Here is a 6996-nt window from a genome sequence, read left to right as displayed (position 1 = left end):
AGATCACCCGTTCTACTGGATCTCCGTTCTCACGTCCCGGAGATCAACAAACCCCTGGACATCACCCCAAGATCCTTAACTTCCCGGCATTGGGGTTAGTGGGTGTAGCGGGCGCAGGCTTCCTGGATGGGGGTTGAACCGGAGGTCAATTCCAGCACGTCCCCCACCCCCGCCCCGGTACGCAGCAGTTCCGCCACCACCGCGGCCACGTCGGCACGCGGCACGGACCCGCCCGGTACCGACGGCTCCAGCAGGACCGCGCCCGTCCCGCCGGTGTCGGTCAGGCGGCCGGGGCGCAGGATGGTCCAGTCCAGGTCGCGGCCGCGCAGGTCGTTCTCGGCCGCCGTCTTGGCGGTGATGTAGGCGGCCCACACCTCGCCCCTCGACAGGTCGGGCGGCGAGCCGGCGCCCATCGAGGAGATCTGTACGATCCGCCGCACGCCCGCCCGCTCGCAGGCCTCGGCCAGCAGGACGGCGGCGCCCCGGTCAACGGTGTCCTTGCGGGCCGCTCCGCTGTTCGGCCCGGCGCCGGCGGCGAAGACGGCAGCCTGCGCACCGGCCAAGAGCGCGGTCACCTCCTCCACCGGCGCGTGCTCCAGGTCGCACACGACGGCGGAGCCGCCGGCGGCCTCCACGTCGGCGACATGGCCGGGGCTGCGGACCAGCCCGACCGCGTCCTTGCCCATCAGCGCCGCGAGCCGCAGCGCGATCTGACCGTGTCCACCCGCGATGATGGTTCGCATACGCCTCATGGTTGCATGGGGAATATCCCTCCGAACTCCCGGGCTTGATCGTGCGTATCACCGGCAAAGGAGCCTGAACATGGATTTGGCAGACATCGGCGTCACGGGCCTCGCGGTCATGGGCCGGAACCTGGCCCGCAACCTGGCCAGGAACGGGTACGCGGTGGCGGTGCACAACCGGACGGCCAGCCGTACCGACGACCTCGTGAACGAGTTCGGCGGCGAGGGGACGTTCCTTCCCGCGCACGACGTGGCGGGGTTCGTCGCGTCGCTGAAGCGGCCGCGGCGCGCGATCATCATGGTGAAGGCCGGTGCGGGCACCGACGCGGTGATCGAGGAGCTGGCCGGGCACATGGAGCCGGGCGACATGATCGTCGACGGCGGCAACGCGCACTTCGCCGACACCCGCCGTCGTGAGGCGGCGCTGCGCGAGCGCGGCATCCACTTCGTCGGCACCGGCATCTCCGGCGGCGAGGAGGGCGCGCTGAACGGCCCGTCGATCATGCCGGGCGGCTCCGTGGAGTCGTGGGAGGCGCTCGGGCCGATTCTGCAGGACATCTCGGCCAAGGTGGACGGCGTGCCGTGCGCGGTGCACGTGGGCCCCGACGGCGCCGGGCATTTCGTGAAGATGGTGCACAACGGCATCGAGTACTCGGACATGCAGCTCATCGCCGAGTCCTACGACCTGCTGCGCCAGGCCCTCGGCGCGAGCCCCGCCGAGCTGGCCGAGGTCTTCCGGGAGTGGAACAAGGGCGAGCTGGAGTCGTACCTCATCGAGATCACCGCCGACGTGCTCGACCAGGTGGACGAGGCGACCGGCAAGCCGTTCGTGGACGTGGTGGTGGACCAGGCCGAGCAGAAGGGCACCGGCCGCTGGACCGTGCAGAGCGCCCTGGACCTGGGCGTGCCCGTGACCGGCATCGCCGAGGCGGTCTTCGCCCGCGCGCTGTCCGGCCACCCGGAGCAGCGCGCCGCCGCCCGCTCGCTCGAAGGTCCGTCGCTGTCGGGCGTGGGCGGCCGCGAGCTCATCGAGGACGTACGGCAGGCGCTGCTGGCCTCCAAGATCGTCGCCTACGCGCAGGGCTTCGACCAGATCGCCGCCGCCTCCAAGGAGTACGGCTGGGACGTCGACCCCGGCGCCATGGCCACCATCTGGCGCGGCGGCTGCATCATCAGGGCCCGCTTCCTCAACCGGATCCGCGCCGCCTACGACGCCGACCCGGATCTGGCGACGCTGCTGGCCGCCCCCGAGTTCGCCGCGGTGGTCAACGCCGCGCAGGACGCGTGGCGGCGCGTGGTCACGACCGCGGTGCGCATCGGCGTGCCCACTCCGGGCTTCTCCTCCGCGCTCGCCTACTACGACGGGCTGCGCCGCGACCGGCTGCCGGCCGCGCTCGTCCAGGGCCTGCGCGACTACTTCGGCGCGCACACCTACCACCGGGTGGACCGCGAGGGCGCCTTCCACACCGACTGGTCCGGCGACCGCAAGGAGCGCGCCACCGGCTCCTGACCCGCAGGCGCCGGACGGGCGAAGAACCGCTGAACATCCGCTGACATGGCTTGCCCCCGGCGCCCGCTTCGACTGGGCTTTGCGCCATGGACGTGGACGTGGCGGGTCCGGGGGTCAGCGGCCTCGTCACCGTGTTCGCCGACGTGGGCGTGCCGCCCGGCGGCGAACCGGACCCCGGGGGCGGCCGCGTCCCCGACGTCGCGGTGCTCGACGAGCGGCGGATCGTGGTCGGCTGGCGCGCGGGCGTCACCGGCCCGGGTCCCCATGGCCAGGGCTCCATCGGCTTGGCGCGCTCGCAGGACGGCGGGCGTACGTGGACGGCGGGCGCCCTCGCGGCGGCCACCGGCCACCACAATGTGATCTTCCTCAACGACGGCGCCGCGCTCTACGCCTTCCTGAGCGGGATCGACGGCGGGGTCGACGGCCTTCCCGTCGAGCCGGCCGCCAGGCGCACCGCGGACGGCGGCGCGACCTGGACCGGCTGGCCGATCGAGGTGGACCTTCCCGGCAACGGACAAGGCGTCGAGGTGACGGGCAAGCCGGTCCGTCATCGCGGGGCCTGGCTGCTGCCGTGTTCCGAGCGCGCGGGAGCGGGCGTGCTGCGCTCGTCCGACCTGCGCACGTGGCGGCGCGGAGGGCTGGCCGTGCCGCCACGCGGAATCCTCGTCGGGGAACCGCAGGTGGTGCTCTCCCAGGACGACCCGGACGCGCTGCTCATGGTGGTGCGCACGCGAGCCGGGGACGCCCGCGTGATGCGTTCGGCCACGTGCCTCAGCCGCGACGGCGGGCTCACCTGGACGCCGATGGTGCTGGACGAGAACCTGCCCGGGAACGGGTTCTTCACCAAGGACTCCAAAGGCCGATATGTCACGATCTACAACACCGCAGCCGGGCCGGACCGCGAGGTGCTGCACTACAAGGTCAAGGAGCCGGGGCGGCCGTGGAGCCCGGGGCGGCTGTTCGCCGACGGCCCGGCCGGTACGGCGAGCGGCCGGGACGTCCGCGCCGAAGAGGAGGCTCCCGGCAGGCTGCGCGTCGTCTGGGAGCACGACCGGACCGCCATCCGCACCGCCACGCTCGACCTGGCGGCCTGCTTCACCGGCGTGCGCACGCGGCGCTCGGGCGTCTGGGAACCGGGGCCGCAGGGACCGTACGCGGTGACCGCCTCGGGGGCCGGGTTCGCGGTGGAGGTCGGCGGCATGGTGCTGGAGTGGCACGACGACGGGCTGTACGAGGGCGGCAGGCTGCTCACCCGCTCGCGCCCCGGCCCGTGGCGCGTGCTGGTGGATCGCGAGGGCCGCGCCACCCTGCTGGGCACCGATCTCGCGTGGAGCGCCCGCGTGCCGGCGGGGCGGGTGACCGTACGGGGAAAGCCGGAGTTTCTGGAAGTGACCGACTGCCTGGCGGCGTGGCCACGGCCCCTGGCGCTGCGCGGGACGAGCGTGACGCGGCCGGTGCCGGCCGGTGACTTCACGGTGGAGTTCCTCGGCGAGGCGATCGACGGCAACCTCGACACCAAGGTGGCGAACGGCGCCAAACGGCTCATGCTCTCCATCAGCCGCTCGGAGGTGCGGGCGATGCGCAAGGGCTCGCAGCGGTGGGAACGCGTCCACGCCCACCCCGGCGGCCCCGCGGTCTGGCGGGTGAGCGTGGACAGCGCGGGGGTGGCGCGGCTGTTCCGCGACGGCAAGGACACCGGCGTGTCCTGGGTGACGCAGGACAGCCGCGAGCGCGCCCACGCCGCGCACTCGGCCGACGGCGCCGCCCGCGTCGAGTGGAGCCTGGTGACCGCGACGATCGGCAGCTGACCTAGCCCGCGCCCAGCGGCACCGGGTTGGCCACGGCGGTGACCACGCAGTAGCCGATCGGCCCGTCCGCGTCGTGCAGGACGCAGTCGCCGGTGCCGATCCCGCCGGCGCTGAGGTGCCCGGCGGCCTGCATGCCGATCAGCTCGCCGACCGGCTCGCGGGCGAGGGTGAGCGTGAAGTCGGCGTTGATGAACTGCACGCCGAGCGTCCCCGACCCGCTCAGCGGGCTGGCGAAGTCGGCCGCCAGCGCCGCCCGCGCGAACGGGGTGAGCTCCTCCTGCCCCACCAGCGGCCGGTTCTCGCGCATCCACACGCGCCGCGGCTCGGCGGTGTCCCACGCGGTCAGCCGCCACAGGTCGAAGGGCGGCCGCCAGTCCAGCTCGGCGGGCGGGTGCAGGGGCGGCCGCTCGTCCCACGCCGGTGTGTCGTTGCGCTCGCCGCCGGGCTGCTCACCCTCTCTCAGCAGTACGGCGGAGGCCCGCCCGATCACGCCCTGCCCGGTGCTGAGGGTGGCGTCCGCGACCCGGATCCGGCGCCCGTCCCTGACCCGGACCGTCTCCACCCGCACGGGCAGCAGCGGGCTGTTCTTGAACAGGTCGACCGTGAGCCGGGCGAAGCGCAGCCCGTCCGAGCGGTGCTCCAGCTCCAGGCAGCGGGCGGCCAGCCCGCCGAGCAGGCGGCCGTGGAGCATGTCGGGGGACCAGGGGCTGTGGGCGTGGGGGGCGGGCAGGAACTCCCCGCCCTTCAGCTCGAAGAAGGCTTGGGACACAGAACGGGATTCTAGTCGAGGACCTTCGCGTGGGCCCGCACGAGGGCCGCCAGCCCGCGCTCCATGAACGCCCGCAGGACCGGCTCCCGGTCTGCCGGCAGGAAGTCAGCCTGCCAGTGGAACGTGCACCGCCCCTCGCCCGCCTCGGTGACCTGCGAGATCGCGTGATGGTGCGCGAGCGCGAGCGGGCTGTCCACGATCGCGTAGGCGACCCGGCGGTCCGCCTCGTCGACGTCGACGATCAGCTCCGTGGCCACCGCCCCGTTGTCGAAGGTGATGATCCTGCGCTCGCCGTCGCGCTCGCTCTTCACCACGAAACCGGGCGCGAGCCGCGGCAGGTCGTGCATCTCCCGCAGCGCCGCCCACACCGTCGCGGCGGGCGCGCCGACCACGGCCGACATCCGTATGGAGGCCACGGGTCAGCCCGCCATGACGCAGAACGGGTGCCCCTCGGGGTCGGTGAGCACCGTCCAGTCGCCGCCGCCCGGCTGCTCCTCCGGCAGGCCGGCGCCCAGCGCGACCAGGTCCTCGACCGCCGCGCCGAGGTCGGCGACGGCGAAGTCGAGGTGGACGTGGTGGCCAGGCTGCGGCCAGACCGGCACCTGGTATCCCGCCACGCGCTGGAACGACACCGCCACCGCGCCGCCCTTCAGCGTGGCGAAGTCGGCGTCGTCGGAGGTGAGCTGCCAGCCGGTGGCCTTGGCGTAGAAGGCGGCGAGCGCGACGGGGTCGGCGCTGTTGATGACGATGGAGATCATGTCGTTCATGGCTGCCAGCCTGCCGCCTGGGGCTCCGGGCGGTCTTGAACATCCTTGCGGGATTGTCGTACCCGCCGCGTAACGTTCCCGGCATGCGTTCAAGCGTCCGCCTGGGCTCGGGGCCCGGATTCACCCTCGATGCGGTGACCTGCGTCGACGATCACCGCCGCTGGGGCGCGGCGGAGGTCAGCTCCGACTACCGGGTGGTGCTGGCGCGCCGGGGGCGCTTCCGCCGCATGGCCGACGGGCAGGCCGCCGATGTGGATCCGGCGATGGCGTATGTGGGCAGGCCGGGCGAGGAGGAGCATTTCGCGCATCCGGCCGGGGGTGATGAGTGCACCTCGCTGTGCGTGTCGGCGCGGCTGTGGAGGGAGCTGACGGACGGGCGGGAGGTGCGTTCGGCCGTGTACGTGGACGGCGGGCTCGACCTGGCCCACCGCCGCCTGCTGGCCGCCGCGCGCACGGGCGACGTGCCGTACGCGCTGACCGAGGCCCTGCTCGCCCTGCTCGGCGCCACCCTGCGCACCTCAGCCGCGTCCGGCGTCACCGCGTCTGGCATCGCCGCGCCGGGCGCCGGTGGGGCGGGCGCCGGTGCGGCGGGGGCGATCGTCGAGCGCGCGAGGGAGGCGATCGACGCCGGACATCCCGCCGCCGCCGGGCTGCTCCCGCTGGCCGCGCTGCTGGGCGTGTCGCCGTTCCGGCTCAGCCGGGCCTTCACCGGCGTCGTCGGCGTCTCCCTCACCCACTACCGCAACCGCGTGCGGGTGGGCCGCGCCCTCGACCGGCTGGAGCAGGGCGAGACCAGCCTGGCCACGCTCGCCGCCGACCTGGGCTTCGCCGACCAGGCGCACCTGACCCGCACCGTACGCCGCCACCTCGGCCACACGCCCGCCGCGCTACGCCGCCAGCTCGCCCCGGAGAGGACCTTCGCATGATCGTCGACGAGTCGCTCCTCATCCCGGCCCCGCCCGAGCGCGTGTGGCGCGCCCTGACCGACGCGCTCGACCGCGCCGAGTGGTGGGGCTACATCGACCTCGACGTCACCCCGGGCGGCAAGGTCGAGGAGCACTGGAGCGACGACTCCGGCCACCCGATGCTCACCCAGGGCGTGGTGACGGAGGTGGAGGAGGGCCGGATGTTCCGCTTCACCTGGTCCGACACCGACCGTCCCGTCGCGACCGCGGTCGAGATCACCCTGACTTCGGCCGAGGCGGGGACGGTGGTCCGGGTGCTGGAGGTCGGCTGGGACGACCTCCCCGACGGGCCCGCCACCGCCGCCGACCACCGCGCCGGCTGGCGCATCCACCTCACCAACCTGCGCCGCCATCTCTCTTTATGATGATGTGTTACGGCGGGCCGCCCCCACCGCCACCCGCCGCACCTGGCGGGCGACATTCCAGGAAACGGT

8 protein-coding genes are annotated in these 6996 nt (G+C 73.6%); 4 read left to right on the top strand and 4 right to left on the bottom strand.

From position 1 onward, the window contains the following. Nucleotides 1–95: 95 nt before the first annotated feature. Complete coding sequence (locus tag ACFWYW_RS53265) at nt 96–743, bottom strand: NAD(P)H-binding protein (RefSeq protein ID WP_379616997.1); 648 nt, start codon at nt 741–743, stop codon at nt 96–98. A 79-nt stretch (nt 744–822) separates the two neighbouring features. Between ACFWYW_RS53265 and gndA the strand changes: the two genes are divergently transcribed. Both gndA and ACFWYW_RS53255 read left to right on the top strand, forming a co-directional pair. Then, nucleotides 823–2253: an NADP-dependent phosphogluconate dehydrogenase gene (gene gndA, locus ACFWYW_RS53260; protein ID WP_379639611.1), complete on the top strand. Its 1431-nt coding sequence runs from the start codon at nt 823–825 to the stop codon at nt 2251–2253. A gap of 86 nt (nt 2254–2339) precedes the next feature. Continuing rightward, the gene (locus ACFWYW_RS53255) at nt 2340–4061 is read left to right on the top strand and encodes an exo-alpha-sialidase (RefSeq protein ID WP_379641362.1); all 1722 of its coding nucleotides are present in this window, start codon (nt 2340–2342) and stop codon (nt 4059–4061) included. Between the two features lies 1 nt (nt 4062). On the opposite strand, the gene ACFWYW_RS53250 is transcribed toward ACFWYW_RS53255, so the two are convergent. The 3 genes from ACFWYW_RS53250 to ACFWYW_RS53240 are packed head-to-tail and all read right to left on the bottom strand — an operon-like array spanning nt 4063 to nt 5597. Then, nucleotides 4063–4830: an acyl-CoA thioesterase domain-containing protein gene (locus ACFWYW_RS53250; protein WP_379616991.1), complete on the bottom strand. Its 768-nt coding sequence runs from the start codon at nt 4828–4830 to the stop codon at nt 4063–4065. Nucleotides 4831–4841: 11 nt separating this feature from the next. Then, a complete protein-coding gene (locus tag ACFWYW_RS53245; protein ID WP_379616989.1) occupies nt 4842–5246 on the bottom strand; it encodes an SRPBCC family protein in 405 nt (134 codons plus the stop codon). Nucleotides 5247–5249: 3 nt separating this feature from the next. Continuing rightward, on the bottom strand, nt 5250–5597 hold the full coding sequence (locus ACFWYW_RS53240; protein ID WP_379616987.1) for a VOC family protein: 348 nt from the start codon (nt 5595–5597) through the stop codon (nt 5250–5252). An 83-nt stretch (nt 5598–5680) separates the two neighbouring features. On the opposite strand from ACFWYW_RS53240, the gene ACFWYW_RS53235 reads away from it, so the two are divergent. Beyond that, nucleotides 5681–6523 (top strand): helix-turn-helix domain-containing protein, encoded by an 843-nt coding sequence (locus ACFWYW_RS53235; protein ID WP_379616985.1) that lies wholly within the window; start codon nt 5681–5683, stop codon nt 6521–6523. Further along, the gene (locus ACFWYW_RS53230; RefSeq protein ID WP_379616983.1) at nt 6520–6927 is read left to right on the top strand and encodes an SRPBCC domain-containing protein; all 408 of its coding nucleotides are present in this window, start codon (nt 6520–6522) and stop codon (nt 6925–6927) included. The genes ACFWYW_RS53235 and ACFWYW_RS53230 overlap by 4 nt, the downstream gene beginning before the upstream one ends. Nucleotides 6928–6996: the final 69 nt, after the last annotated feature.

The sequence above is a fragment of the Nonomuraea sp. NPDC059023 genome (assembly GCF_042740095.1).
Classification (GTDB): domain Bacteria; phylum Actinomycetota; class Actinomycetes; order Streptosporangiales; family Streptosporangiaceae; genus Nonomuraea.
The sequence above is the reverse complement of the archived record's forward strand: the minus strand, read 5'-3'. Positions and strand labels throughout refer to the sequence as shown.